This window comes from Stenotrophomonas sp. PS02301, from assembly GCF_029959485.1.
Classification (GTDB): Bacteria; Pseudomonadota; Gammaproteobacteria; order Xanthomonadales; family Xanthomonadaceae; genus Stenotrophomonas; species Stenotrophomonas maltophilia_Z.
In genome coordinates, this window is sequence record NZ_JASCOO010000062.1 from 1 (window position 1) to 25,346 (window position 25,346).

The 25,346-nt window shown below is 68.5% G+C and carries 17 protein-coding genes; 5 read left to right on the forward strand and 12 right to left on the reverse strand.

Translation table 11 applies throughout. The annotated features are described in order from the left end of the window. The 5 genes from QMX81_RS14565 to pilG all read right to left on the reverse strand — a co-directional run. A partial coding sequence (locus tag QMX81_RS14565; RefSeq protein WP_282262487.1) for an Hpt domain-containing protein occupies positions 1 to 2,252 on the reverse strand: 2,252 nt, incomplete at its 3' end. Between the two features lie 94 nt (positions 2,253 to 2,346). Then, positions 2,347 to 4,383: a methyl-accepting chemotaxis protein gene (locus tag QMX81_RS14570; RefSeq protein WP_088432920.1), complete on the reverse strand. Its 2,037-nt coding sequence runs from the start codon at positions 4,381 to 4,383 to the stop codon at positions 2,347 to 2,349. A gap of 43 nt (positions 4,384 to 4,426) precedes the next feature. Further along, entirely contained in the window at positions 4,427 to 4,957 is a 531-nt protein-coding gene (locus QMX81_RS14575) for a chemotaxis protein CheW (protein WP_282262489.1), read from the reverse strand. Beyond that, positions 4,957 to 5,319, reverse strand: a complete 363-nt coding sequence (locus QMX81_RS14580) for a response regulator (protein ID WP_019185138.1) — start codon at positions 5,317 to 5,319, stop codon at positions 4,957 to 4,959. The genes QMX81_RS14575 and QMX81_RS14580 overlap by 1 nt, the downstream gene beginning before the upstream one ends. Positions 5,320 to 5,337: 18 nt before the next feature. Next, the gene (pilG, locus tag QMX81_RS14585; protein WP_121039045.1) at positions 5,338 to 5,739 is read right to left on the reverse strand and encodes a twitching motility response regulator PilG; all 402 of its coding nucleotides are present in this window, start codon (positions 5,737 to 5,739) and stop codon (positions 5,338 to 5,340) included. A 257-nt stretch (positions 5,740 to 5,996) separates the two neighbouring features. On the opposite strand from pilG, the gene gshB reads away from it, so the two are divergent. Together gshB and QMX81_RS14595 are read left to right on the forward strand one after the other, a co-directional pair. After that, positions 5,997 to 6,947, forward strand: coding sequence for a glutathione synthase (gene gshB / locus QMX81_RS14590; RefSeq protein ID WP_121039048.1), 951 nt, complete (start codon positions 5,997 to 5,999; stop codon positions 6,945 to 6,947). Continuing rightward, positions 6,944 to 7,831: an energy transducer TonB gene (locus QMX81_RS14595; RefSeq protein WP_121039053.1), complete on the forward strand. Its 888-nt coding sequence runs from the start codon at positions 6,944 to 6,946 to the stop codon at positions 7,829 to 7,831. The genes gshB and QMX81_RS14595 overlap by 4 nt, the downstream gene beginning before the upstream one ends. Positions 7,832 to 7,936: 105 nt before the next feature. Here the strand turns inward: QMX81_RS14595 and tsaB are convergent, their stop codons facing one another. The 4 genes from tsaB to mrcB all read right to left on the reverse strand — a co-directional run bounded on the left by tsaB (position 7,937) and on the right by mrcB (position 13,765). After that, positions 7,937 to 8,647 (reverse strand): tRNA (adenosine(37)-N6)-threonylcarbamoyltransferase complex dimerization subunit type 1 TsaB, encoded by a 711-nt coding sequence (gene tsaB, locus QMX81_RS14600; RefSeq protein ID WP_152151927.1) that lies wholly within the window; start codon positions 8,645 to 8,647, stop codon positions 7,937 to 7,939. Between the two features lie 5 nt (positions 8,648 to 8,652). Further along, positions 8,653 to 10,710 (reverse strand): ATP-dependent DNA helicase, encoded by a 2,058-nt coding sequence (locus QMX81_RS14605; RefSeq protein ID WP_282262493.1) that lies wholly within the window; start codon positions 10,708 to 10,710, stop codon positions 8,653 to 8,655. A 70-nt stretch (positions 10,711 to 10,780) separates the two neighbouring features. After that, positions 10,781 to 11,308, reverse strand: coding sequence for a hypothetical protein (locus QMX81_RS14610; RefSeq protein ID WP_121039063.1), 528 nt, complete (start codon positions 11,306 to 11,308; stop codon positions 10,781 to 10,783). Between the two features lie 15 nt (positions 11,309 to 11,323). Continuing rightward, positions 11,324 to 13,765 (reverse strand): penicillin-binding protein 1B, encoded by a 2,442-nt coding sequence (mrcB, locus tag QMX81_RS14615; protein WP_282262495.1) that lies wholly within the window; start codon positions 13,763 to 13,765, stop codon positions 11,324 to 11,326. A 96-nt stretch (positions 13,766 to 13,861) separates the two neighbouring features. On the opposite strand from mrcB, the gene QMX81_RS14620 reads away from it, so the two are divergent. Continuing rightward, the gene (locus QMX81_RS14620) at positions 13,862 to 15,961 is read left to right on the forward strand and encodes a glycosyltransferase (protein ID WP_282262497.1); all 2,100 of its coding nucleotides are present in this window, start codon (positions 13,862 to 13,864) and stop codon (positions 15,959 to 15,961) included. Here the strand turns inward: QMX81_RS14620 and QMX81_RS14625 are convergent. Beyond that, positions 15,958 to 17,520: a hypothetical protein gene (locus QMX81_RS14625; RefSeq protein WP_282262498.1), complete on the reverse strand. Its 1,563-nt coding sequence runs from the start codon at positions 17,518 to 17,520 to the stop codon at positions 15,958 to 15,960. The genes QMX81_RS14620 and QMX81_RS14625 overlap by 4 nt on opposite strands. Positions 17,521 to 17,549: 29 nt before the next feature. Continuing rightward, on the reverse strand, positions 17,550 to 19,703 hold the full coding sequence (locus QMX81_RS14630; protein WP_121039075.1) for a bifunctional (p)ppGpp synthetase/guanosine-3',5'-bis(diphosphate) 3'-pyrophosphohydrolase: 2,154 nt from the start codon (positions 19,701 to 19,703) through the stop codon (positions 17,550 to 17,552). Positions 19,704 to 19,835: 132 nt separating this feature from the next. Here QMX81_RS14630 and QMX81_RS14635 point away from each other — a divergent pair, with 132 nt between their 5' ends. Continuing rightward, the gene (locus tag QMX81_RS14635) at positions 19,836 to 20,360 is read left to right on the forward strand and encodes a hypothetical protein (RefSeq protein ID WP_121039078.1); all 525 of its coding nucleotides are present in this window, start codon (positions 19,836 to 19,838) and stop codon (positions 20,358 to 20,360) included. A gap of 56 nt (positions 20,361 to 20,416) precedes the next feature. Here QMX81_RS14635 and hrpA read toward each other — a convergent pair whose 3' ends face one another. Then, on the reverse strand, positions 20,417 to 24,520 hold the full coding sequence (hrpA, locus tag QMX81_RS14640) for an ATP-dependent RNA helicase HrpA (RefSeq protein ID WP_282262503.1): 4,104 nt from the start codon (positions 24,518 to 24,520) through the stop codon (positions 20,417 to 20,419). Between the two features lie 96 nt (positions 24,521 to 24,616). Between hrpA and QMX81_RS14645 the strand changes: the two genes are divergently transcribed. Then, the gene (locus tag QMX81_RS14645; protein WP_282262506.1) at positions 24,617 to 25,168 is read left to right on the forward strand and encodes a Dps family protein; all 552 of its coding nucleotides are present in this window, start codon (positions 24,617 to 24,619) and stop codon (positions 25,166 to 25,168) included. The last annotated feature ends 178 nt before the right edge of the window (positions 25,169 to 25,346 follow it).

Below are 25,346 nucleotides of genomic sequence, written 5' to 3' on the forward strand. Positions count from 1 at the left end.
TGGCGGGGGGGGGCGGGGGCCCCGGCCAGTGCGGGGCGGGCCGCTGCAGAGGTGGCCGGCACCGTACCGGTGCCGGCGCCTTCCGGGCGGAACTGCGCGGCGGCGGCGTCCAGTTCGGCCAGGAAGCGGGTGGATTCGTCGTCCAGCTCGATACGGCGGATGACCGCATCCTGCACTGCGGGCGGCGGCAGCGCGGCATCTGCCTCGGCCTGCAGCACCGTGTCGGTGCCATCGATGAACGCATCGGTCGGCTCGGCGACACTGTCGTCCACCGAGGCCACCGGAATCTCCTGCAGGAACGTCGGCAGGGCTTCCACATCCACCGCACTCTGCGCGAACGGGCTGGAAGCAGCCGTCTCCGCGGCAATGCCATCGCTATCGGTGTCGGTGTAGGTGCCGCTGTCATCGATCTGAAGCGACAGCACGTCGTCGGCGTTGCGCAGGTCCTCATCGAAGGTGAATTCGATCGGCTCGTCGCTCAGCTCCAGCATCTCGTGCTCGGCGGCCACCGGATCAAACCCGGTGCCCGTGGCCACGAAGGCCGGCATCTCCAGCGACACGTCCGAAACCTCGGGCGCACGCTCCGACGTCGGCACATCCACCGCGTCGTGCACAGCATCGGCGTGCACGGTCGGCAGCGGCGCGACGTCCCACCCGGCGCCGGCGGGCACTTCGGCAATGACCGGATCGAAATGGGCGAACGTAGGCAGTTCGTCCACATCGTCATGGCTGGCCAGCGTCCACTGCGGCGCATCGGCGGCGACCGGGGCGGTGGAGGCGTCGAATACCAGCGCCACCGGTGCCGCGGGCAGCGGGGCAGTGTTCGCCGGCGGCGGATCGAAGGTGACGTCCGGCAGCGGCGGCGGCAGGTTGGCCGGGCGCGGGATGTCGGCAGTGACGCCGAGCTTGATCGGCTCCGGTGCAGGCGCGTCCCACGGCGTGAGCTCGATGGGTTCGGCCGCGACCGGCAACGACGCCGGCCCGGTATCGGGGGTGGGCTGGTTGGCAGCCGGCAGCGGCCAGTAACGCAGGGTTTCCAGGCTGCTGCGGGTGATGTCCAGGATTTCATCGCGGCCCGGGCGACGTTCGCGCAGGGCCTCGAGGTAATACTCCAGGCTGGCCATGGCGTCGGCCAGGGTGTCCAGCTGGCGCCCGCTGGGCACGCGCTGCTTGCCGAGCAGTTCAACGGCGATGTACTGGCGCACGCCCTGCAGGTAATCGGCCGGCACCGTCAGATCCAGCATGCGCAGCGCACCGGCGACCTCGCCGAGCAGGCGCGGTACTTCCTGCAGCTGCTGGTGGTTCCAGTTGGTTTCGATGAAGGCGACGAAATGCTCGCGCGCCGCAGCGAAGTTGGCGATGGCTTCATGCGCCAGCACCTCCACCGTGCGCCGGTTCTCCACCGCGCTCGGATCGTCTTCGCCACTGCCGCCGGCGCCCAGATGGGCGACCTGGTCATCCAGCGAGGCATCCACGTAGAGCAGCGCGCCGGCGATATCCAGCAGCAGCGTTTCATCGATCTGCTGCACGCCCTCGACCACGTCGCGCAGCGCGTCGCGCTGCTGTACGACCACGCCGCGGGCCACGCCCAGGCCCATCATGCCCAGCGTGTCGGCCACCGCGCCCAGCTCGTTGACCTGGGTCTGCAGCTGCACCGGCTCGCCGCCGGTACGCAGGTGCAGGTCCAGCGCATCCTTGATGCGCAGCAGTTCTTCCTTGACCGCATTGCCAACCGTATCGAGCAGCTCGCGATTGCGCCCGCTCAGGCTGCCGCGCGCGTGATCCAGCTCGGCTTCGGTGGCGCTCGCGCTGTCCGGCGCGAAGGCGAACAGCACGCTTTCATTGATGCCCGGCGCGGCGCGCGCCGAGCGGATGTCATTGAGCAGCGGCAGCAGCACGATCGGGATGTCGCGGTGACCGTTCTGCAGGCGCTCCAGGTAATCGGGCAGCAGTACGCTGCCACGCATCAGCGTGGCGCAGGCTTCATCACGGTCGGGCACCTCACCGGCACCGATCGCATTGGCCAGCTGCTCCAGCTCCTCGGCCACCATCGCCGGGGCATACAGCTCGACCATCCGCAGGGTGCCCTGCACCTGGTGCAGGTAGCCGGCGCAGAAGCGCATCCGGCTGCCATCGGCGGGGTCTTCCACGTAGTACTCGACCTCGTTGCGCACCTGGCGCAGGGTCTCGTCCAGCTCCGGCTTGACCCAGCCCAGCGCAGCGTGGCTCATGGCATCGCGCAGCGTGCTCATGCCAGGTCTCCCGGCAGCTCGGCGCACATGGCGTGCGGTGATTTCTCGCGATGCATCATCTGCTTGTTCCTTCCCTCTCCGCCCTGCCCGCGGCTCACGCCGGCAGCTTGAAGTCGGCGACCGAGCGGCGCAGGTCGGCCGCCAGCTGTGCCAGGTGGCCGATCGACTCGGCGGTCTGTCCCGCGCCCTGCGAGGTCTGGCCGGTAATCTGACGGATCACGCCCATGGTGCGGGTGATGTCCGATGCCGCGGCCGACTGCTGCTGGGCAGCGATCGAGATGTTCTTGATGAGGTTGTTCAACGCGTTGGAGACGCGCTCGATTTCGGTCAGCGCGGTACCGGCGTCTTCGGCCAGGCGTGCACCGGAGACCACTTCGGCGGTGGTCTGCTCCATCGAGCTGACCGCCTCGTTGGTATCGGCCTGAATGGCCTGCACCAGGTTTTCGATCCGTCGGGTCGCACCGGAGGTGCGCTCTGCCAGCCGCTGCACTTCGTCGGCCACCACCGCGAAACCGCGACCGGCCTCACCGGCTGAAGCTGCCTGCACCGCGGCGTTCAACGCCAGGATGTTGGTCTGCTCGGAAATGTCGTTGATCAGTTCCACGATCGAGCCGATTTCCTGCGAGGACTCGCCCAGGCGCTTGATGCGCTTGGAGGTTTCCTGGATCTGGTCGCGGATCTGGTCCATGCCCTGGATCGTTTCGCGCACCACGCCGGCACCTTCGGCGGCGATGATCACCGAGCGCTGTGCCACGTCGGCCGACTCGGCCGAGTTGCGCGACACCTGCTCGATGCTCGAGGCGATTTCGCCGATGCGGTCGGAGGCCGAGGTGATCTGGTTGGCCTGGTGGCCCGCCGCTTCGGCCAGCTGCATCGCGGTGGCCTGGGTTTCCTGGGTCGACACGGCGACCTTGGCCGAGGTGTCGTTGATGGTGGTCACCAGGTGGCGCAGCTCATCCACGGCGTAGTTGATGGCGTCGGCGATGGCGCCGGTCATGTCCTCGGTCACCGAGGCCTTCACCGTCAGGTCGCCTTCACCCAGCGAGCTGATTTCGTCCAGCAGCCGCATGATGGCCTGCTGGTTGCGGCTGTTGTATTCCACCTGGGTCTGGTACCGCAGTTCCTGTTCGCGCGAGCGGCTGCGCACCGTGCTGCCGACGAAGCCGATGATGGCGATCAGCGAGAACGCACCAGAGGCCACGCCCAGCCAGAAGTTGGGGAACAGGCGGGTATCGCGCAGCGAGCCGAACGAAGAGAAGGCTTCGAACAGCTTCTTGCTGTCGCGCAGCATGTCTGCCGAACCACCCGTCAGGGCCGCGGCCGAGGACTGCGCGGCGAACAGCTGGCGCGAGCTGGCCAGGATCGCGTCGGCATCCTGCTTCATGGTGTCCCACTGCTTCTGCGACTGCTCCAGCGCGGCCAGCGCCGGACCGTTGCGGACCGCGGCAATGCCCAGTTCCTCGTTGCCGTTGCGCAGCGCATCGAGCACCTGGGTGAAGACCACCGAGTCGCGGGCGAGCGCATCGCCCGCGGCAGCCGCATTGGCGCCACCGGCGCGCATTTCCGTCACGCGGCGGGCCATCGAGCCGACCACCACGACCTGCTGCAGGGCGTTGTAGACCTGCGAGGACGGCGCGCCACTGGCCGACATCGCGCGGACCACTTCGTTCAGCTGCGCCTGCAGTGCGGGCACGCCGTTGACGAAGTTGTTGGCGTTGCCGGCCAGGGCCAGCACGGCCGGTTCGCTGGCGACCAGCTGGCCGGCACTCTTGCCGAGCGGCTCCCAGGTCTGGATCAGCGTGTTCAGCGGCCCGGCGACATTGGTCTCGGTGCCGTAGCGGCCCTGCAGGCCACTGACGGTACTTTCGATGTCGCTCTTGGTCAGCTTGAACGCGGTGAACGCCTGCGCGTTGCCCGAGACCGCCTCACGGCCCTGGTTGGCCAGCTGCTGCGAGAGCACCTGCAGGTTCGCCGCATCGGTGCTCGCACTGGCCAGGCGACTGCCCTGCCAGGTCGCTACACCGGTGTTGACGCCGAACACGATCATCGACACGGCCAGCAGGCCGAGCCAGAAATTGGTGCCCACCGAGCCGAGCTTGCCGGCCTTGGCGGATTCCGAAGCAGTACTCATCGTTCAACCTCGATCTTCAATACGGAGAGACAGGCGCCTGCGGTCAGGCCGCGGCCTGCCTGAATTCGGGGGTACGCGACAGCAGCGACAGCGAGAACACGCCCCAGTCATGGCCATCGCCGTGGAACGCACGGTCGATGAAGTGCGCATAGCGGCCGGTAGCCAGATCGCCGGCGACAATGTCCTGGTCCAGCTCGAAGCTGCGCTGGCCGAACAGTTCATCGATGGTCAATGCCACGTCGCCGCCGGCCTGGCGCATGATCAGCACGCGCTGACCCTCCTGCTGCACGGTGCGCTCGCCTTCCAGGAAGCACTTCAGGTCCACCACCGGAAACAGGTTGCCGCGCAGGTTGCCCACGCCCAGCAGCCACGGCTGGGCGCCCGGCACCGGGGTGATCGGCGGCATCGGCACGATTTCCACCACTTCGCGGAAATCCGAGACCAGCCGGCGCTTGCCCACGCGGTAGCCGACGCCACGCCACAGGTCCTGCGAGAACTGCCGCTCGGGCAGCTGCACGGCATGGGCCAGGCTGCGCCGCTCATAGGCCTGGAGGATGTCGAAAGGAGAACGCATCAGACCACCAACTGGTTGATCCGCGCGATCAGTTCCTCCTCGCGCGGCGGCTTGACGATGTAGTCGGCCGCCCCCTGGCGCAGCCCCCACGCCTTGTCGGTTTCCATCGCCTTGGTGCTGACGATGACCACCGGAATGTGCTTGGTGGCCGCGTCGCGCGCCATCGCACGGGTGGCCTGGAAGCCACTCATGCCGGGCAGGACCACGTCCATCAGCACCAGCTGCGGTGACTGCTCGCGCACGAGCTTGAGCCCGTCCTCGGCGTTGTCCGCTTCCAGGACTTCATGACCGGCCTTGGTCAACCACTGCGTGAACACCGCACGGTCGGTCGGTGAATCCTCGATCAGTACGATTCGAGCCATTGTGCCTTTCCCCCCTGGTCAGGCGTTGACGTATGTGCGGATGGCACCCAGCAGTTCTTCACGCGTGAATGGCTTGGTCAGGTACTGCTCCGAGCCGACGATGCGGCCGCGTGCCTTGTCGAACAGGCCGTCCTTGGAGGACAGCATGATCACCGGCGTGGACTTGAACAGCTGGTTGCCCTTGATCAGCGCACAGGTCTGATACCCGTCCAGCCGCGGCATCATGATGTCCACGAAGATGATCTGCGGCTGTTGATCGGCGATCTTGGCCAATGCCTCGAACCCATCGGTCGCGGTCACCACTTCGCAGCCTTCCCGCTTCAGCAGGGTTTCCGCGGTTCTGCGGATGGTCTTCGAATCATCGATGACCATCACGCGCAGCCCTGCGAGTTCCCCACCCGCAGCCATGTATTCAGTCATTACCTTTCCCCAAGCGCGCGACGCTTGCCTGATCCCCGGCGTCGCTGCGAAAGCGTATCTATATCCCAATACCGCCGCGCGCTTCAAGCACACCCACCGCGGCCCCGGCGCCAGCGGCCCGGCGGGCGCCCGGGCCGGGCCGTTTGCGCAAATCCGGGGCGGCGCCCGCCCGGCCGGACACTGCGTTCCGCGCCCCCGGGCAGGCATTGCGGACCCATTGTCGCTACCATCATCGGCCTGCCCGCCAGGTTGCGACCATGCCGTTGAATGTCATCGTGGTGATGGACCCCATCGCCCATATCAAGATTGCCAAGGACACCACCTTCGCGATGCTGCTGGAAGCCCAGCGCCGCGGCCATGCGCTGCACTACGTCAGCCCCGGCGGGCTGGCCCTGCGCGATGGCCAGGCCATCGCCCGCACCGCCCCGCTGCAGGTGCGCGAGGACAAGAACGACTGGTTCACCCTGGGCGAGTTCAGCCAGACCGTGTTCGGCCCCGGCCAGGTGGTGCTGATGCGCAAGGACCCGCCGGTGGATGCCGAATTCATCTACGACACCCATGTGCTCAGCGTCGCCCAGCAGGCCGGTGCGATGGTCGTCAACGACCCCCAGGGCCTGCGCGACTACAACGAGAAGCTGGCCGCCCTGCTGTTCCCGCAGTGCTGCCCGCCGACCCTGGTCAGCCGCCGCAATGCGGACCTGAAGGCCTTCGTGCTCGAACATGGCCAGGCGGTGCTCAAGCCGCTGGACGGCATGGGCGGGCGCTCGATCTTCCGCAGCGGCACCGGTGATCCCAACCTCAATGTGATCCTGGAAACCCTGACCGATGGCGAGCGCACGCTGGCCCTGGCGCAGAAATTCATCCCGGACATCACCGCCGGCGACAAGCGCATCCTGCTGGTCGATGGCGAGCCGGTGGACTACTGCCTGGCGCGGATTCCGCAGGGCGATGAGTTCCGTGGCAACCTGGCCGCCGGTGGCCGTGGCGAAGGCCGCCCACTGAGCGAACGCGACCGCTGGATCGCCGCCCAGGTCGGGCCGGAGATGAAGCGGCGCGGCATGCGCTTCGTCGGCCTGGACGTGATCGGCGATTACCTGACCGAAGTCAATGTCACCAGCCCGACCTGCGTGCGCGAGCTCGACGCTCAGTTCGGACTGAACATCGCCGGCACCCTGTTCGATGCGATCGAGGCCAGCCTGCCGCGATGAGCGCCAGCGTCGTCCCGGCCCCGACGTGGCAGGCGCGCGAATCCCAGCGGCTGGGCGCGACCCTGACGCTGTCCGTGCTCGTGCACGCGTTGCTGCTGCTGGGAGTCGGCTTCGCGGTCAGTGACAGCGCGCCGCTGGTGCCCACCCTGGATGTGATCTTCAGCCAGACCCAGACCCCGCTGACCCCCAAGCAGGCCGATTTCCTGGCCCAGGCCAATCAGCAGGGCGGTGGCGACCACGACAAGGCGCAGCGCCCGCGCGACAACCAGGCCGGGATCGTGCCGCAGGCACAGGCCGGGCTGTCACCGGTGCCGCAACAGCGCCAGGAGGCAGCCAGCGTTCCGCCGCCGCAGACCCGCGTGGTCAACAGCCGCAATGGCGCCGACACCATCGCCGAGGCGCAGCCACAGCCGCTTCCCGAGCACCCCCGCCCGGATGCACCGATGACCGCCCGCGAGCAGCGCGACGTGGAGATGGCACGACTGGCCGCCGAGGTACACCTGCGCTCGGCCCAGTACGCCAAGCGGCCGAACCGCAAGTTCGTCTCGGCCAGCACGCGCGAATACGCCTATGCCACCTATCTGCGCGCGTGGGTCGACCGCGCCGAGCGCGTCGGCAATCTGAATTATCCCGATGAGGCCCGCGCCCGCCGGCTCGGTGGCCAGGTGGTGATCACGGTCGGTGTGCGCCGCGATGGCACGGTCGAAAGTGCCCGCATCCTGCAGTCCAGCGGTACGCCGTTGCTGGATGAAACCGCGCTGCGCGTGATCACGCTGGCCCAGCCGTTCCCGCCGCTGCCCAGGACCGAGGATGCGATCGACATCCTGCAGGTGACCCGCACCTGGGTGTTCCTGCCCGGCGGCGAGCTGCGCGACGACCGCTGATCGGGCGCAGGGCGCAGCCACGCACGGCGTGGCCCTACCGCCCCCTACGCAATCTGCATGTAGAGCCACGCCATGCGTGGCTGGGGCATTACAAGGCGACCGGCTTCAAGAAGCCGCCTGCTTCGCCGCCCGCGCCGCCTGCTGTTCCACCAGGGTCAGTGCCACGTTGTTGCGCAGATACGCCGGCTCCACCAGCTCCGGCGCCACGCCCTCGCCGCGCTGGAACGCGGGTACTGCCAAGGCCAGCACGTCCGACGCCCGCGGCAGCGCCAGCGCGTCCACGCCGGTCAGTTGATCGGCCAACCGCGTCGCCAGCACGCCGTCGGCCGCGCCGAAGCCAGTCCCCACGCCGAACCAGTGCGTGCCCTCAGGCAACACGACCTGCTCGGGCGCGCACACGCTCTCCTCGCCCTGCAGCTGCCACTGCCCGTCCACGCGGATGTGGCGTGCGGCATAGACCTCGCCCATGCGCGCGTCGATGCTGGCCAGTACATGATCGGCTTCCGCCGGGGCACGCAGCGCCAGCGCCTGCAGGGTGGAGACCGCGATCAGCGGGCGGTCCAGCGCCAGGGCGATCCCCTGGGCGATGGCGATGGCCAGCCGCACGCCGGTGAACGCGCCCGGCCCCCGCCCCAACGCGATCGCATCCAGCTGCGAACGGGCCACCCCCGCTTCGGCCAGCAGCGCCTCGGCCCAGGGCAGGCTCAGCTCGGCATGGCGGCGCGGGGCGATCTCGAAGCGCTCGCTGACCTGCCCATCCACATACAGGGCAACGGAACAGGCTTCGGTGGCGGTTTCAAAGGCGAGCAGTTTCATGGCGGTCAGAACAGGGAAGTGGGAAAGTCATCGGTGGACGGCAGACGTTGCACGGGCGGCGGTGATGCAGGCGCAACGACGGGTGTGGGGTCAGCGACGGGCCATTGTGGCGCAAAGAAGGCCTGCACATCGGTCAGCGAACGGGTACGCCGGAACGGCGGCAGTGAATCCAGGAAGATCCGGCCATAGCCACGGCTGAGCAGGCGTGGATCACACAGCACCAGCACACCGCGATCGGTTTCGCTGCGGATCAGGCGGCCCACGCCCTGCTTGAGCGCAATCACCGCCTGCGGCAGCTGCTCATCGCGGAACGGGTTGCCGCCGTCGCGGCGGATTGCATCCAGCCGCGCTTCGAACACCGGATCGTCCGGCGCGGCGAAGGGAAGCTTGTCGATCACCACCACGCTGAGCGCATCGCCGACCACGTCCACGCCCTCGCGGAAACTGGCCGAGCCCAGCAGGACGCCGTTGCCCGATTCACGGAAGCGCTGCAGCAGGGTCGCGCGCGGCGCCTCGCCCTGCACGAACAGCGGCCACGGTGCATCGCGCAGGGCCTCGGCCGCTTCGCGCAGTGCGCGGTGCGAGGCGAACAACAGGAACGCACGGCCGTGCGAGGCCTCCAGTACCGGCGTCAGTGCGCGGATCAACGCGGTGCCGAAGCCGCGCGCGGCCGGATCGGGCAGATCGGTCGGCAGATAGCACAGCGCCTGGTGGGCCCAGTCGAACGGGCTGGGCTGCAGCAGGCTGACCGGATCCTCCAGGCCCAGCCGCTGGGAAATATGCTCGAAACCACCGTCCACGGTCAGCGTGGCCGAGGTGAACACCCAGGCCGCCATCGAGCGCTGCCGATGCTCGCGCAGCGGACCGGACACATCCATCGGCGTGCGCTGGCAGCGGAAACCGCGTGGTGTGAGTTCATACCAGAGCACCTCCGCTGGCGGCGGCGCTTGGTCCGGATCGGTGTCGAAATCCAGCATCGGCGCATCGTCGCCCAGCCAGCGCGACAACCGTGAGACCGCTTCCATCGCGCGCGCATGGCAGGCATCCAGACCGGGCGACGCCTCGCGCACGCCGGCCAGCGCATCGCGCAGCTGCACCAGCGTACTCATCGCCGCATCGAAGCCATCGCGCACCTGCGGCACGGTCAACGCGCGCCACTGGGTGCCGCGCGGCGGCAGGCCATCCATCGCCACGCGCAGGTCGCGCAGGGTCTGCTCCAGCGCGGCCGCGGGCTCCTGCAGGGCCGCCTGCGCACCGGCCACGCTGCGGCTCTCTGCCAGGCAGTCGCGTGCCAGCTCCTGCCACGGGCGCATGCCGAAGCCTTCACCGAAGAAGTTGGCCGCCAGTTCGGGCAACTGGTGCGCCTCGTCGATCACGAACGCCTGCGCACCCGGCAGGATCTCGCCGAAACCTTCCTGCTTGAGCGCCAGATCGGCCAGCAGCAGGTGGTGGTTGACCACCACCACGTCGGCCGCCTGCGCCCGCTGCCGTGCCCGCACGACGAAGCAGTCATCCCAGAACGGGCACTCGGTGCCCAGGCAGTTATCGACGGTGGAGGTCACCATCGGGTACAGCGGCGAGTCCTCCGGCAACGCCTCCAGCTCGGCCATGTCGCCGTACTTCGTGCGCCCGGACCAGGCCAGGATGCGCTGGAACTGCGCGACCTGCTCGGGGGAACTGAAGCGGGGTTCGCCCCGGGCCTGCTGCAGCCGATAGCGGCACAGATAATTGGCGCGCCCCTTCAGCAGCGCACTGCTGTGGCCCACACCGAGCGCGGCCCGCACGCGCGGCAGATCGCGGTGATACAGCTGATCCTGCAGCGCGCGGGTGCCGGTGGAGATGATGGTCTTCAGCCCGGACAGCAGCGCGGGCACCAGATACGCATAGGTCTTGCCGGTGCCGGTGCCGGCCTCGGCCAGCAGCACGTCGCGCTGGTCGAAGGCTTCGGCGATCGCCGCGGTCAGGCGCAGCTGGGCCGGGCGAGGTACGAAAGCATCGAGCTGGCTGGCGAGCGCACCGCCCTCACTGAGGGCATCGCGGCTGGCGTGGGCAAGTTGGGACATGACGACAATGATAGAGGCTGCCGGGCTGCGCCCGGCGCTACGCCGTCACGCATCCGCTGTCGCGCTGGCCTCAGTAGCGCATGATGCCCGGCACTGTGCAGCCTTCCAGCTGGGCATGCGCCGAGGCGGCATTTTCTTTTTCACCGCGGGCCAGGCGCGACTGCTCGATCGTTGCCCAATGGCGGCGGCACAGCGGGCCGGTCTTGGAGCCCAGTTCGACCGACTTGCGGGCGAAGGTTTCCGCCGCCGCCCAATCGCCCTGCAGCAGGGCGATCTCGGCACGGTCCTGCAGCACCGACGGATCCGAGGCCATGATCGCCAGCGCCTGATCGAGCGCCGCCGCAGCGCCGGTCAGATCGTTGGCCTGGCGACGGGCATGCGCGGCCTGGCGCAGGTCTTCCACCTCGCTGTCGCGCAGCGGCTGCACGGCCAGCTCTTTGTCGTCATTGCCCGCGGCGGCATCCACGGCGGCCAGGCGCTGGGCCGGCGTGGTGGTGTCGACCGGTGCCTTCACCACCGGCGGCGGAGTGACGCAGGCCGCCAGCGCGAGGCACAGCGTGGCAAGCGACGCGGAACGGATCAGGAAACGGGTGGTCATGCAGGCAGGCCTCGATCAGGGTTGACGCGCGGGGGTGGCGACCGGTGCATTCTGCGCCGGTTCGGGGGCAGGCTCGGGCTTTTTCTCCAGGCCGAACCAACTGCGCCAGCCACCGCCTTCACTCTGTTCGCCACCCTCGCCTTCCGGCAAGGCGCTCGGCGCGGTGCACGGTACATAGGCCGGGGTGTAACCCACCACGAACGGGAAGCGACGCGCGCCGGGGCAGGCTTCATCGGTGGTGGCCGTGCCGCTGGCCTCCACGTACTGCCAGTCCAGGCCCTTGTTGCTGACCTTCAGCGGCGAGCTGGGCAGGCGCTGGAAAATGCCGGACCAGACCCGCATCGACCCGGTCGCACCATACAGCCCGGCCTGTTCGTTCTGGTCATTGCCCATCCAGATCACAGCCAGATGGTCACCGGTGTAGCCGGCGTACCAGCTGTCGCGGCCGTCGTTGGTGGTGCCGGTCTTGCCCGCCGGCTGCAGGCGGCCCAGGCCGTCGGCGTTGAGGCGCTGCGCGGTACCGCTGGCCACGACCTGCTGCAGACCGATGCTGATCAGGTTGGCGGCAATCGAGTCCCCTTCCTGCGCCGGCGCCGGGGTCTTGTCGTAGCGCTTCATCAGCTTGCCCTGCGGATCGAGCACGCCACGCACCGCATGCAGCGGCTGGATCTCGCCGCCCGAGGCCAGGAACTGATACAGCTGGGCCATCGCATACGGGCTTTGATCCGTGGAGCCCAGGATCACCGCGGGATTGGGCTCGGCCTTGATGCCCGCCAGCACATGGATCAACTGCGTGACCCGCTCCGGGCCGACCTGCATGCCTACCCGGACCGTGGCCTGGTTGTAGGAATGGGCCAGCGCATCGATCAGGCGGACCGTGCCGTGGCTGCGGTTGTCCGCGTTGCCGGGGGACCACTGCTTGCCGCGGCTGAGCTGCACCGTCACCGGCGAATCGTCGACCCAGCTGGACAGCGAGTAGCGGTCCGGCTGCGCCAGCGCCAGCAGATACACGAACGGCTTGAGCAGCGAACCGACCGGGCGCTGCGCCTCGATGGCGCGGTTGAAGCCCGGTTCGGAGACGTCACGGCTCCCGACCACGGCCAGCACATCCCCGTTGTGCACGTCGGTCAGCACCAGGCCGGCCTGCAACGCGGGACGGCGCTTGCTTTCCAGTGATTTGATCGTCTTGGTGACCGCGCCTTCGGCATACGCCTGCGCCGACGGTGCCATGCCGGTCATCACGCTCAGGCCGGCGCCCTGCAGCACCGACTCGGGGTAATCGTGACCGAGCTGGCGGCGGACCAGATCCACATAAGCCGGGAAACGGTTGGCCGCGATCAGGCCGGGCGTCTTGGGCACGCCCAGCGGCGCATCGACCGCACGCGTGTACTCGGCATCGTCGATCAGATTGGCGTCGCGCAGCTTGCCCAGCACGAAGTTGCGGCGGTCCAGCGCGCGCTCGGGATTGCGGCGCGGATCGTAATAGGACGGGCCCTTGACCAGGCCGATCAGCAAGGCGACATGCTCGGTGTTGAGCGAGGCCAGATCGCGCCCGAACCAGAACTCCGCGCCCGAGGACATGCCGTGGATCGCCTGGCTGCCGCGCTGGCCCAGGTAGACCTGGTTGAGGTAGGCCTCCAGGATGGTGCGCTTGTCGTAGCGCGCCTCCATGATCAGCGCGTACAGCACCTCATTGAACTTGCGGGTGACGGTCTGCTCTTTGCCGATCCCGAGCAGGCCGCTGCGGGCCAGCTGCTGGGTCAGGGTCGAGGCGCCCTGGCGGCTCTGGCCACCGGAACGCACGGTCACCCAGATCGCGCGGGCGATGCCGCTCAGGTCGATGCCGTGGTGGCGGTTGAAGTCCTTGTCCTCCACCGCCTGCAGGCCGGTGACCAGCAGCTCGGGCGTCTCTTTAATCCGCACCAGCCGGCGCTCTTCCTGCTTCTGGCCGTACAGCGTGGCGATACGGGCCGGATCCAGACGCGCGGCCTTCAGCGCCTTGCGGGTGTCGGGGTCACGCAGCGAAGCGATCGACCCGCCGGACAGGCTCAGCTCGACGCGGCGCGGGGCGACCCGACCATCGACGTCGTTGTAGCCACGGCTGGAGATGACGAAACGCCCTCCCTCCTGCGTATACGTGGCCGGCGACTTGCCGATCCCGTCATCCCGGTAGGCGGAAGCCGCCAGCTCGGTCTTGAGCGTGGCCGCATCCATCGCCACGCCGGGCGCCAGCGGCAGCGGGCGCGCATAGACACGGGTGGGAATCTGCCAGCGCAGCTCACCGAATCGCTGGGTGACCTGTTGGTTCAGGTACACCGTATAGGGGATCAGGAAGCCCAACCCCAGCGCGACAGCCGCCATGCTCCAGGTGATCAACCGGCGCCGCCACAGCGGGCCGCGGCTTTCGGTGTCGTCGTCGAACTCGTCGATGTCGTCGGAATCGTAGCGTCGGGGCACGGGGATGCGAGAATATGGATTCCGGCGAGTCTAACGCAGCCACCGCGAGCGGCGCGTTCTCCCGGGTTCCCCCGCTTAAGCTGGAGTTGCAACGGGATGTCGATGTCCTTGGCCGATGCTCGCTATTTCCTGAACCGCATGCTCGGCCTGTTCCGTCGCAGCCTGGCCAGTCTGCGCACCCGGGGCTGGCGTGCTACCTGGCAGCGCATCCGGGTCCATACCCAGGCCGTGCCGGCGCCACGCGGGGCGCCCCTGTACCTGCCGGAGGCCACAGCGTTCGCGCCGTTCACCGTCCCCGCCAGCGAGCGCCCGGTGGTCAGCATCATCATTCCGGTCTACAACCACGCCGCGCATACGTTGGCCTGCCTGCGGGCACTGGCCGCGCATCCACCGCAGGTCGCCTGCGAGATCCTGGTGGTGGACGACGGCAGCAGCGACGAGACGATCACCTGGATGCCGCAGATCCGCGGCCTGCGCTATGAAATACGGGCGAGCAACGGCGGCTTCATCGAGGCCTGCAACGATGGCGTCGCGCGTTCGCGTGGTCAGTACGTGGTGCTGCTCAACAACGACACTGTGCCGCAGCCCGGCTGGCTGGATGCGCTGCTCGCCACCTTCGCCCGGGTGCCGCGCGCCGGCCTGGTCGGTTCACAGCTGCTCTACCCCGACGGCCGCCTGCAGGAGTCGGGCGGGGTGATCTTCCAGGATGGCAGTGGTTGGAGCTACGGCCGCTTCGAATCGCCCGAAGATCCGCGCTACAGCGCGCTGCGCGATGCCGACTACTGCTCCGGTGCGGCGCTGATGATCCGGCGCGCGCTGTGGGAGGAGATCGGCGGCTTCGATCTGCGCTACAAGCCGGCGTATTACGAAGACACCGACCTGGCTTTCGCCGTGCGCGCCAGCGGCCACCGCGTACTGGTACAACCGGCCAGCCGGGTGGTGCATGACGAGGGCACCAGCAACGGCACCGATACCGGCAGCGGGATCAAGGCTTACCAGGTCCGCAACCGCGGCGTGTTCGCGGCGAAGTGGGCCGACGCACTGCAGGCGCAGCCCGCCGTCGGCAGCGTTCCCTCGCCAGTCCTGCTGCACCGTGCCCAGCGCCAGGTCCTGATCCTGGATGAAGAAGTGCCGCAGCCGGACCGCGACTCGGCCTCGCTGCGCCAGTACAACCTGATCCGCATGCTGCTTGAAGCCGGGGTCCACGTGGTGTTCGTGCCGACCCGGCGCGAGCACGGCGGCGCGGCCACCGAGGCGCTGCAGGCGCTTGGCGTGGAGGTCTGGTACGCCCCGTATCTGGACGGTGTGGCGCCGTGGCTGCGCGCCAACGGCGCCCGCTTCGATGTGGTGATGATGGTCCGCTACCACGTCGCCCACGAGTGCCTGCCGCTGCTGCGCAGCTTTGCGCCGCAGGCCCGCACGGTCTTCGATACCGTTGACCTGCACTACCTGCGCGAACGCCGTGGTGCGGAGATCGCCGGTGATGCAGGGCTGCTGCGCAATGCCGAGCGCACCCGCGCACGCGAGCTGGCGGTGATGGAACAGGTGGATGTGACGGTGCTGGTCAGCGCGGCCGAGCGGGAGCAGCTGCGCGTCGATGCGCCAGGCGCAACCGTGGAACTGATCTCCAACCTGCACGAGGTTGCTGGGGCCGGCCCTGACTGGGCCGAGCGGCGCGACCTGGTTTTCGTCGGTGGCTTCCGTCATCCGCCCAACCTGGATGCCATGCAGTGGTTCATCGGTGAGGTCTTCGCGCGCATCCGCGCACACCTGCCCGACATCCGTTTCCACTGCATCGGCGCGGCCGTGCCCGATACCCTGCGCGCGCTGGCCGCGACCCAGCCGGGCGTGGAGATCCACGGGTTCGTGCCGGACGTGGTGCCCTACATGGATGGCATCCGCATCGCCGTCGCGCCGCTGCGCTTCGGTGCAGGCGTGAAGGGCAAGGTGAATCTCAGCATGGCGCATGGGCAGCCGGTGGTCGCCACGACCTGTGGCGTGGAAGGCATGCACCTGCGCGATGGCGAGGATGTGCTGGTGGCCGATGATGCCGAGGCATTCGCGCAGGCCGTGGTGCAGCTTTACCAGGACAAGGCCCTGTGGCGCCGGCTCTCGACCGCCGGGCTGCAGAACATCGTGGATCATTTCTCGCTGGATGCGGCCCGCGCCACCGTGCAGCGGGTGTTCCTGGATTAAGTGCCCGAGCCACCGCCGGCGCTGCGCAGGCGCTCGGCGAAGGCCGGCAATTCCGGCAGGTCCGGTTGCCAGCGCTGCGCCTGCTGCAGCGCCTGCTGCGCGTAAGCGATGTCACCCGAGCCCAGGCGCTCGCTGCCGATGGCCAGCCAGCGCTGCGCCAGCCGCCGCCGCGCGGCGGCCTGGGCGGCATCATTGGTCGACAGCGTCTGCCAAGCGTCCAGACAGGCCCCCGCGGCCAGCACACGGTTCTCGCGCAGGCGATCTTCAAAGCACTGCCGGCTTGCGGGCAGCAGGCGCTGCGCGGCGGCACGCACCCGCGGGTCCTGCGGCGCGACGCCCTGGGCCTCGCGCAGGGCGTCGTAGGCACTGCGTCCGGGCGGGTCCAGGAAGTTGCCACGGCCCTCCGCCTCCGCCAGGCGCGTGAGCAGACGCTGCAGTGTGCGTTCGCGCTGCGCCCTCGGCACCGCCGGGGTCTTCAGTGCCGCCTGGGAGCGCTGCGCCTGCTCGATCACATGGCGGGCCGCCTCCAGCGAACGCGTGGACGCACCCAGCGATTGCGCCACCTGAAGCGCCCGGGCTGCGTCTTCGAAACGGAAGTTGCCGGCCAGCCGCGTCGCACGCGTGAGCTGCGCATCGGCGACCTGCAGCTGGCCACGGCGCGCGGCAGGATCGTCGGGCAGCGCCGAAAGCACCGCGGCGAAGGCATCGGCCGCAACCTCCAGCTTCTGCCGGCGCAGCGCGATCTCGCCCTCGCGCTGGCGTCGCTCCAGCGCGTTGTTCAGCGCTTCCTGGGTGGCCGGCAGATCGACATGCCCGGCATCGAAGCCACGCGCGCTGCGCACCAGCGCCGCAGCCCTGGCCACATCGCCGCGGCCGGCCGCCGTGCGCGCCTGCTGGAGGAGATCGGACAGCGCATCCTCGCGCCCCTCCAGCGCGCGCACCTGGTTGGGGGACAGCGCCAGCACCTGCTGGAACAACGGCAGTGCGCTGTCGGGGCTGCCCTCGAGCCGCTGCGCCTGCAAGGCCGCTTCGGCGCGACCAAGCAACGCCCCGATCCCCGCGCGTGCCTGGTCGTGTGCGTGCAGCTGCTGCGCCACCGCATCGGCGTCGCGCTGCGGCACCTGCAGTTCGCGGGCCAGCGCCAGCGCGGCGGTCGCCGCCGGTGCATTGCCCCGGTCCAGCGCATCCCGCGCCTGCTGCAGGGCAGCCTGGCCCGTGCGTGCCAGACCGCTGCGCGCCTGCAAGCGGTCGTTGTCCAGCGCCAGCGCGGCCTGGAAGGATTCACGTGCGCCACGACCGTCTGCCGCACTCAACCGGCCCGCGGCCAGCGCGCGATCGCCCTGGTCGAGCAGCTGCTCGATCTGCGGTTCGTTCCAGAACCAGTTGGCCAGCGGCCGGCGCAACAGTGCCAGGCTGACGAACAGCAGCACGGCCACCAGCAACGCCCAACGCCAGATGCGCCGGGCATGGCGCGCCTGCAACCACCACCAGCGGCCTTCGCGGCGCACCCGTCGCAGTGCCTCGTGGGCGGCGTCATGCCTGTCATCGTCCCGGCTCATGGCGCGAGCCTAGCGTGGGGCACGTGAGCTCAGCCTAGACGCCGGGCTTCGCTGACACCGGGCAGCGCGTCCAGCTTGCCCAGCAGGGTCGAAAGCTGGCCGTAGTCACTGACCTTCAAGCGCAGACGCAGATGCGCACGGCCACTGTTGCGGACGTTGTCGCTGTGGATGTCCAGCACATAGGCATCCTCCTGCGCGATCAGGTTGGTGATGTCCTTGAGCAGCCAGCGCCGGTCGACCGCGTCGACCACCACGTCCACTTCATAGCCACCGCCGGCCTGGCCCCACTCCACCGGAAGAATGCGCTGCGGGCTGGCCGCGGCCAGACGTGCCAGCGCGGCACAGTCGGTGCGGTGCACGGTGACGCCGCGCGCACGCGTGAGGTACCCGACGATCGGCTCACCGGCCACGGGCTGGCAGCACCGGGCGAGCTGCACGAGCAGATTGCCCACGCCCTGGACGGTGAAATCGGCGCTGCGCACGCTGTCGCGCCGCGCCGTCGGGCGCGGCAGGGCAGGCACCGCCGGCTGGCTGGCGGCACGCTCGGCTTCCAGCAGTGTGCGGCTGACCTGGTTCGGCCCGGTGTCACCCAAGGCCACCTGGATGTAGAGATCATCGACGCTGTCGGCGTGGAACTTCTTCACCGCGATGGCCAGATCGGCGTGCTGCAGGCCGAGGCGCTTGAGTTCGCGCTCGAGCAGCTCGCGGCCGGCCTGCACATTGCGCGCGCGGTCCAGCTTGTGGAACCAGCCGCGCACCTTCTCACGCGAGCGGTTGCTGGCCAGGAAACCGCTGGAGGCCAGCAGCCAGTCGCGCCGGGGGTCGGCCTCCTTGCCGGTCAGGATCTCGACCCGGTCGCCGCTGCGCAGGCGGTAGGTCAACGGCACGATGCGGCCGTTGACCTTCGCCCCACGGCAGCGGTGCCCGACCATGGTGTGCACGTGGTAAGCAAAATCCAACGGCGTGGCGCCCTGCGGCAGGTCCATCACCTCGTCCTTGGGACTGAGCGCGTAGACCCGGTCTTCGGTCAGCTCGGCATCCAGCGCCCCGGCCAGCTCACTGGCATGTCCATCCTGGGATTGCTCCAACAGCTGGCGCATCCAGGTGATCTTGCGGTCGAACGCCTTTTCCGCGCCTTTGCTGCCTTCCTTGTAGCGCCAGTGCGCGGCCACGCCGAGCTCGGCCTGGGCATGCATGTCGTGGGTGCGGATCTGCACTTCGATGGTGCGCCCTTCCGGGCCGATCACGGCGGTATGCAGCGAACGGTAATCGTTGGCTTTCGGGCGTGCGATGTAATCGTCGAATTCGCTCGGCACCGGCGCCCACAGTGCATGCACCACGCCCAGCGCGGCGTAGCAGGCGGCCACGTCGTCCACCATCACGCGCACGGCGCGGATGTCGTACAACTGCTCGAACGCCAGCCGCTTCTTCTGCATCTTCCGCCAGATGCTGTAGATGTGCTTCGGGCGGCCGCTGACCTCGGCACGGATGCCTTGCGCCAGCAGTTCACGCGACAGCGCCTTTTTGACGCCCTCGACATAGCGCTCGCGCGCCAAGCGCGTTTCATCCACCTCGCGCGCGATGCGGCGGTAGGTCTCCGGTTCCAGGTGGCGGAACGCCAGATCCTCCAGCTCCCACTTCAATTGCCAGATGCCGAGCCGGTTGGCCAGCGGCGCGTGGATGTCGCGGGTGAGCTGGGCCAGCGCGCGCCGTTCGTCCTCGGGCAAGCGATCGGCACCGCGCATGCGGGCCAGCTGGCGGGCGAGCAGGATCGGCACCACACGCAGATCGCGGATGATCGAGAGCAGCAGGCGGCGCAGGCCTTCGCTGTTGCGCCCGGCCTCGCGCCCGGCGTGCAGCGCCCAGACCTGGTCGGCAGCGTCCAGACCGTCCAGCAGGCCGACGACCACCGGCTTGAGCGCACCGATCGGCAGCGTGTCCAGCCCGGCACGCAACCACGGCAGATCGAACAGCAACGTGGCCAGCAAGGCAGACTCGTCGGCCGAGAGCAATGACAGTGCATCGAGCGTATCGGCCAGCACCGGCCAGCCCGCGCGCCTTTCCAGATCGGCCTCGGGTTGCTGCCAGCGCTGCAGCAATGCCTCGCGCAGCTCAGGCGGCAGCGAAGCCACCGAGGGTCGGGTCAACAAGCCATCCAGGCCGGGGGAGGAAGCGCGGTTCACAGCATCGTACAGACAAGACAGAGGCCACCTACACTAGCGCCGCAGCGCCCCCCCGACAATCGCCATCACCTGCATGTGCACATGCCCCGGCGCTGGCACTACACTGCGGCTATCCCTAGGAGAGACCCTGCCATGCGCTTTTCCCGTCTGCGGTTGTTGGCCTGTGCGGCCGTCATGATGAGCCTCTCGCTACCGGCGCTGGCCCAGCGCGTGGTGGAAGGCGATCTGCAGCAGCAGATGTCGCCGGCCGAGTTCAAGGCCGCCGGGCTGGAGAAGCTCACGCCGCAGGAACTGGCCGAGCTCAACAACTGGCTGCAGGGCAAAGTGGCGGCGCTGGCGGCCGATGCACGCGAACAGGCCCGCGAAGAGGCCCGCGAAGAGGGTCGTCAGGAAGTGATCGTGAAAAACCACGGCTTCTTCGACTTCGGCACCAAGGAGCCGATCAAAAGCGCCTTGACCGGAGAGTTCCGCGGCTTCGGCAAGGGGCAGCGTTACGTGCTCGCCAACACCCAGGAATGGGAGCAGATCGACGACGTCCAGGTCGGTGGTGTCCGCCGCCAGTCGCCGGAGGTCAGCATCGCTGCCGGCGTCGGCGGCGCGTGGTACATGCAGGTCCAGGGCGTCAATACCCGCGCCAAAGTGCGCCGCGTCAAGTAAGCCGGTTCAGGTCCCCCCAGCGCCCCGCACCGAATCGGCACGGGGCAGTTGCCGGATCAGGCGTTCTGCAGCGCAGCGACGCGCTGGGCCAGCTTCTTGGCCGAAATGCCGGTCTTTGCGCCCAGCTCCTGGGCGAACAGCGAGACCCGCAACTCTTCCAGATCCCAGCGCAGGTCCTGCCACTGGGGCCGCTTGCGCAGGCCGCGTGCGTCGGCCTGTGCCAGCGCATCCAGGAACGGACGCAGTTCCAGCATGCGGGCCTGATCGCGCGGTGGATCGCGCTTGGCGCGCTCGGTGCGCAGGATCATCGCACGCAGATAGCGCGGGTACTGCGCCAGCGCGTCGGCCGGCGTGTCACGCAGGAAACCGGCATGGACCAGGGCGGCAAGCTGCTGCTCCATGTCATCCAGGTTGCCACGCGCCCAGCCCATCAGCGGCGCTTCCAGCTGTGGTTTGAGTTCGGCCACGTGGGCGAGGATGTTGTCGGCCAGCTTCAGCCGCGCCATCGCCTCGCCGAACAACGCCTTGCCCGCCTCGGCACTGCGTTTGGCGAACGTGGCCGGATCGCGGATATCGCCCAGCCCATCAGCCAGCACGGCGTTCATCGCCGCATCGACCAGATCACCACGCAGCCGCTCCTGCGATTCGATAGCGGCATACAGCAGGCCGGTTTTGGGCGGCACCGGCAATTGTTTGCGCGCTTGCTTGGCCTTGTCGGCCAGCGCGATCTCCAGCAGGCGGCGCACGCCAAGCGGATGCTGCTCCAGCGCCTCGTTGCGATCGGCAAAGATCTTCAACGCGGCGGTCTCGCCCTGGTCGACCAACGCAGGATAGGCCGGCACGCCGGCTTCGCCGGGCACCTGCAGCGGGATCGGGCTGGCGGGGAAATCGCGCAACCCGTCCGCCGCCAGCGCACGCCCGGCACGTGCGGCGAAGGCGTCACCGGCCTGGTCGCCGAAGCGGGCACGCAGTGCATCCAGATCGCGTGAGGTTGCCAGTACGTTGCCGTCCGCGTCGCGCAGGCGCAGATTCATGTGCAGGTGCGTCTCCAGCGACGCGTTGTCGAAATCGGTCGCCGCCAGTCTTGCACCGGTCGCGCGGGACAGGAACCGCGCCAGTTCACCACGGATGTCATCGGCGGTCGGCTCGGCGAAGGCCTCGGCGAACGCGCGACCGAAGTCCGGTGCCGGTACATAGTTGCGGCGCATCGCCTTGGGCAGGCTGCGGATCAACGCGGCGGCCTTGTCGGCCACGAAGCCGGGCGCCAGCCACGACAACCGTGCCGGATCGAGTGCGTTGAGCAGATGCAGCGGCACCTCCAACGTTACGCCATCTTCGTCGGCGCCTGGTTCGAAGGTGTAGTGCAGCGGCAAGCGCGCATCGCCCAGCGGCAGGTAGTTGGGATAACGCTCGGCGTCGCTGCCGTCGCCCGGCAGCAGATCGGCCAGCGTCCACGACAGCGCGCGGCGCTTCTCCGGTGCCAGCGCCTTCCACCAGGTATCCAGGCCCATCGCCGAATGGATCTCGGCCGGAATCCGGTCCAGGTACCAGCGCGCCTGCCAGCCTTCGTCGGCGACGATGCCGGCACGGCGCAGCTTGGCCTCTTCTTCGCGCGCCTGCTCCAACACCTTGAGGTTGTCGGCGACGAAGCCGGCACGGGTGTTGATTTCGCCAGTCACCAGGCCCTGCCGCACGAAGATATCGTGTGCCTCGCCCGGCGCGATGCGGCCGTAGTGCACCGGCTTCTTCGGGGCCAGCACCAGCCCGAACAGACTGATCTGCTCGGAGGCCAGTACCTGGCCCTGCGCGCGCGACCAGTGCGGGTCGAAGTGCTTGCGCAGCAGCAGATGCGGCAGTTCGTTGATGACCCAGTCCGGCTCGATCGCCGCGTTGGTCAGGCCCCAGATTTTCTGGGTATCGAGCAAGGTCGCGGTGAGCAGCCACGGCGGCGGCCGCTTGGCCAGGGTCGAGCCCGGGAACGGCAGGAAGCGGCGCTGGCGCGGCGCCAGGAAATCGCCCTTGTCGCTGCGGTGGCCGATCTGCGTGGGCAGGCCGGCGATCAAGGCACGGTGGAGGGTCTGGTAGGCCGCCGCGCGTACTTTGTCGCTGAAGGCGTTGCGCGCCTCGGAATCGGCCCCCTTGACCGGCGCCGGCGTGTTCTGGGCAGGGGTCGGCTCGGATTTCCCTTCACGGGCCAGGCGTGCGGCACGGTGCTGCTGGCCACGCGTCGCCTTGATCTTGGCCTCGTCATCGCGCGCCGGGGCAGGCGCCGAGGATCCGGCAAGCAACGGTGCCAACGATGTCTCCGCCGGCTCTTCGCTCCATCCCAGTTCCTCGCACAGCACGCGCAGCTGACGATGCAGCTCCCGCCACTCGCGCATGCGCAGGAAACCAAGGAAATGCCGCCCGCACCAGTCACGCAGCTTGGACTGGGTCAGGTCTTCGTGGGCCTGGCGGTAGCCGTCCCACAGGCGCAGCACGCCGACAAATTCCGAACGCCCATCGGCGAACAGCGCATGCGCATTGTCGGCGGCGGCGCGCGCTTCCGGCGGGCGCTCACGGGGGTCCTGGATACCCAGGAACGAGGCGATCACCAGCATCGGCCGCAGGCACCCCTGGGCCTGCGCGGCGACCAGCATGCGGGCCAGTTTCACGTCCACCGGCAGGCGCGCCATCTGACGGCCGATCGGCGTCAGGCGGCGCTCGGCATCGACCGCACCCAGCTCACCCAACTGCTGCCAGCCATCGGCGACCGCGCGTTCATCCGGCGCTTCCAGGAACGGGAAATCCTCGATCCGACCGAGGCCGAGCTGCAGCATCCGCAGGATCACCCCGGACAGGCTGGAACGGCGGATCTCCGGATCGGTGAATTCCGGGCGCGACTGGAAATCCGCTTCGGAATACAGCCGGTAACAGATACCTTCGGACACCCGGCCGCAGCGGCCCTTGCGCTGGTTGGCGCTGGCCTGCGAGACCGCCTCGATGTGCAGCCGGTCCAGCTTCTGGCGCGGGCTGTAGCGCTTGATGCGGGCGAAACCCGGGTCGATCACATAGCGGATGCGCGGCACCGTCAGCGACGTCTCAGCGACGTTGGTGGCCAGCACGATGCGCCGGTTGGCGCCCGGGTTGAACACCAGGTCCTGATCCTTGACCGACAGCCGCGCATACAGCGGCAGCACGTCGGTGCCACGGTACTTGCGCCGTTCCAGCGACTGGTGCGCATCGCGGATTTCGCGCTCGCCCGGGAAGAACAGCAGGATGTCGCCGCGCGGGTCGATCCGGGTGATTTCATCCACCGCCGCGACCACCGCATCATTGACGGTGCGCTCGCCATCGCGCCCACCGTCCGCCTCGCCACCGCCCTCGCCTTCCAGCGGCCGGTAACGCACCTCCACCGGGAACGTGCGGCCTTCCACGCTGATCACCGGGGCATCGTCGAAATGCTGGGCGAAGCGCGAGGTGTCGATGGTCGCCGAGGTGACGATCAGTTTCAGGTCGGGGCGCTTCTTCAGCAGCTGCTTCAGATAGCCGAGCAGGAAATCGATGTTGAGGCTGCGTTCGTGCGCCTCGTCGACGATGATCGTGTCGTAGTTGGACAGCCAGCGGTCACTGCTGATCTCGGCCAGCAGGATGCCGTCGGTCATGAACTTGATGCGGGTATCGTCACCGACGCGATCGGTGAAGCGCACCTGGTAACCCACCGTGGTGCCCAGCTCGGACTGCAGTTCCTGCGCCACGCGGGTCGCCACTGCACGTGCGGCGATCCGTCGCGGCTGGGTGCAGCCGATCATGCCGGCGGTGCCACGGCCGGCGGCCAGGCACAGCTTGGGCAGCTGGGTGGTCTTGCCCGAGCCGGTTTCACCGGCGATCACCACGACCTGGTGGTCGCGGATCAGCGCAGTGATGGCCTCGGCTTCACGCGCAATCGGCAGTTGCTCGTCCAGAGTGATGGTCGGCTGATTCAGCGCACGCGCTTCACGGCGCTGCACGGACGCCTGCAAGGCCTGCTCGAACGCCGCCGCCAGACCCGTATCCGCCGGTTTGGCCCGCCAACGCGAGAGCATCCCCAGCAAACGACCGCGGTCGCGGCTCATGGCCCCGTTGATGGCGGCCTGCTGCTGGGCCAGGCGTGCTGCATGTGGTTTTTCGATAGCGCTCATCAATCGATTCGTTTAGAACTTTTGTTTACTACTGAAAGGGTAGTCTGATCTATTGTGAAGGCCATCCGATTCATCCCATCCATAAGGAGTTCTCCCATGGCGAAGACGACCAAGACCCCGGCAAAGCCCAAGACTGCCAAGCAGAAGCTCGGCGCGGCGGCCCCGTCGGCCCCGAACATCGATATCGGGATCAAGGAGGGCGATCGCAAGAAGATCGCCGATGGACTGTCGGCCTTCCAGGCCGATGCGTTCACGCTCTACCTGAAGACCCACAATTTCCATTGGAACGTGACCGGGTCGATGTTCAACTCGCTGCACACCATGTTCGAGACCCAGTACACCGAACAGTGGGCGGCCCTGGATGACGTGGCTGAACGCATCCGTGCACTGGGCTTCAATGCCCCGGGCTCGTACCGCGAGTTCGCGGCCCTGACCTCGATCGCCGAGGAGCCGGGCCTGACCGACAGCGCGGACTGGCGTGAAATGGTACGCCAGTTGGTCACCGCCAACGAGGCGGTGTGCCGTACGGCGCGCGAAGTGCTGGACGTGGCCGACGATGCGGACGACGCACCAACCGAGGATCTGATGACCCAGCGTCTGCAGACCCACGAAAAGTACGCCTGGATGCTGCGTTCGCTGCTGCAGTAAGGGGTTGTGTTGCGGCAGGCTTGGCTGGCTGACTGAAAGCGAAGGCAGAGGCATTGGCTGACGGGGTCTCCGTGTTGGCGAGCGGGGGCCAGGCCCTGCCGGGACGCGCCGTAAACCCATCCCTGGGGGCGCGTGGGCGCCATCCTTGGCGCCCTGACGGTCCCGTCAGGGCCTGGCC